The sequence below is a fragment of the Phocaeicola sp. ICN-14070 genome (assembly GCF_037892625.1).
Classification (GTDB): domain Bacteria; phylum Bacteroidota; class Bacteroidia; order Bacteroidales; family Bacteroidaceae; genus Phocaeicola; species Phocaeicola plebeius.
This window is the reverse complement of the sequence record NZ_JBBKBF010000138.1, coordinates 1-2,464: the sequence shown is the minus strand read 5'-3', so window position 1 is coordinate 2,464 and position 2,464 is coordinate 1. Positions and strand designations below refer to the sequence as shown.

General features: G+C 41.3%; 3 protein-coding genes. 1 reads left to right on the top strand and 2 read right to left on the bottom strand.

The genetic code is table 11. The features are described from left to right. Nucleotides 1–12 precede the first annotated feature (12 nt). Nucleotides 13–948: a transposon Tn4555 protein TnpA gene (gene tnpA, locus WKT20_RS17890; RefSeq protein WP_004292844.1), complete on the top strand. Its 936-nt coding sequence runs from the start codon at nt 13–15 to the stop codon at nt 946–948. Between the two features lie 381 nt (nt 949–1,329). Here tnpA and WKT20_RS18355 read toward each other — a convergent pair whose 3' ends face one another. Both WKT20_RS18355 and WKT20_RS17885 read right to left on the bottom strand, forming a co-directional pair. Continuing rightward, nucleotides 1,330–1,509, bottom strand: coding sequence for a leucine-rich repeat protein (locus WKT20_RS18355; protein ID WP_181979116.1), 180 nt, complete (start codon nt 1,507–1,509; stop codon nt 1,330–1,332). Nucleotides 1,510–1,538: 29 nt separating this feature from the next. Next, on the bottom strand, nt 1,539–2,033 hold the full coding sequence (locus WKT20_RS17885) for a hypothetical protein (RefSeq protein WP_278612505.1): 495 nt from the start codon (nt 2,031–2,033) through the stop codon (nt 1,539–1,541). Between the last annotated feature and the right edge of the window lie 431 nt (nt 2,034–2,464).

Genomic DNA, 2,464 nt, shown 5'->3' with positions numbered 1-2,464 from the left:
CGATAAAACGGTATGAAAGCAACCAGAAAATGCAGTTTTTGCGGCAAGTCCTTTGTAACCCGAAGCGGTATGCAAAGATATTGCAGTGAGGCTTGTCAGGCAGAAGCCAAACGAGCCAGAGTGATGCAGAAGAACAACCTCTTCAAAGTCGCCCAACCCTTGATGGAGATACAGCATCAGGAGTATCTCACCTTTTCCAAAGCAGCCATCCTCATGGGCTGTTCCCGACAGTACATTTACAAACTTGTAGCCATCGGCAAGCTGAAAGCCTCACGCATCAGCAACCGCATGGCATTCATCCGCAGAGCCGACATCGAGCAGATGTTGGAGGGCAATCCCTATCACCGCATCCTGCCCGGCAACACCTCCACACCAAGGAAATCATCTTCATCTTCCTTACCTGCCAAAAGAGAAAAAAGGGAAAAGGAAAGCGAAGAAGTGTTGGACTTCTATTCGGGCGAGGAGGTGATGTCCCTTTTTAAGGTAAAGCAGTCATGGCTTTACACTTCAGCCAAGCGTAACCATATCCCCATCTGCCGTATCGCAGGAAAGAACTATTACAGCAAGAAGCATATTGACGAGTTTTTCGGTGTGGCAGTTGATATTAGCGAAATTACCGACTGGCTACTGACCGAGGAGGTGGAGGAACTGTTCGGCATGAAGCCGACCGCACTCCGTGCCTACACCTATCGCCATAAGATACCCACTAAAAGAGAGTACGGGCGTACCTATTACTCCAAATCACATTTGAACGAACTCCGCAGAACTGACCTTGTGAACGATGAACGCTACTATACCGTTGAGCAGGTGCAGCAAATCTATGGTCTTTCGTCAGCCAACATCTGCCATATCGTCAAGGTGAAGCACATCGAAAAGATAAAGGTGGGTGTGAAAAACCTGCTTTTGCGCTCAGATGTGGAGCGTGTCATGGCTGAAAGGAACAAATAACCGTGAAAAATCGGGATTATCGAAAACTATTTCAAAATGATGTATCGTGGAGGTATTCACGGATATTTCACGTTGTTCCGTTTTATCGTTTAATGGTTCATTTCTTCAATCCTATATCTCTGAAATGGTAAACGGATGTGAACGGAAGTCAACCATTGTCGCTTTTCTACACAGTGTGACTGTTTCCGCATATCGGGGCGGTTATTGTCGCTTGTCGTAAACGGTTGTAAACCCTTGTCAACTGTCTGCACGGTGTGACAAAAAACAAGCCCCGCAAATTCTCCACGTCAGAAATACGTCTCAAAAATATGTGGAAATTTGGGAAGCGACAAATGGCAACCGAAAAGTGTTAAATTTTAGAATATGCTGGTAATTAAAGATTTACACTCGGATATTTCTGATTAGTTTTGGTTGTTCTATGGTTATAAATACACGAAAAGCATCGGAACTGATTTCCTGCAGAGCCGTTTTGGACAGGTCAACTTCTGTCAAAGCCACACAATCTTCAAACGCATGTCCACCTATCTCCTTTAAAGAAGCGGGAAACGCGACAGAAGCCAATTTCTGGCTTCCTGAGAAAGCTTGAAGCTCTATAACAATCCCTCATTAAGCACTAAAGATTCGATATGAGAGTCTCTGAAAGCCCCAGAAGCGATGGTTTTCACTTCTGCCGGGAGTACAACCTGAGTTAAAGAAGGATCTTTTATACCGGTTAATATTCCATTTTCTATCACAAAAGGAGATTCTACATTCTCACCGGCATCTTCACCGGGTTTTTCTTCCATTGTTCCATCTCCCTCTGCACCATCTTGATGAACGACTTCTATTTTAAAGGAATGCGCTTTCCCAAGCGTAACTGTTCCTCCTCTACTCCACCATCTATAATTTGAGGCATCCTGCAATTCCTGCACCACAAACATTAGTTCAGCAGATGTTCCTTTCACAAACCATGGACGACTTTCCAACACAAAATGAGCTATTCCTTTTTGATTGGTAATGACCTCGGCCAATGGCTTTACGGTATGATCTTTCTGAAAATCTTTATAACGATTCTCATCGTATAAACCAACTGTTTTATTTTCCAAAGGCTTCCCTTTTGAATTGCATACGAAAATTTCTACAGTTGCAGGAGTTTCATTCAAAGATGGATTCTCCTTCTTGCAGCTTAGAAAAAGCATACACATGCTCCACAAAGCTACGGACACAAATTTGATTATGTTCATAGATTATTAATTAAAAAGATAGTGATTTTTTTCTGTATATTTATAACAAAGAAAAGAGAAAAAGGTTTTCAGGCAATTTCTTATTTAACTAAAATAATCTGATTGATTTTATATATACCTCTTTTTATATAGGAATCATAAACATTTATTTATCAACTATTTACGTTTGTTTTAACTTTGTAGAATTGTACAAAATCTCCACATTACGATGAGGATAAATTACCCATTTAGCAGATTACGGAATCTCAGCTATTTTTTATTTTCGTCTGATTATCTAACCATTAAGCTTTACA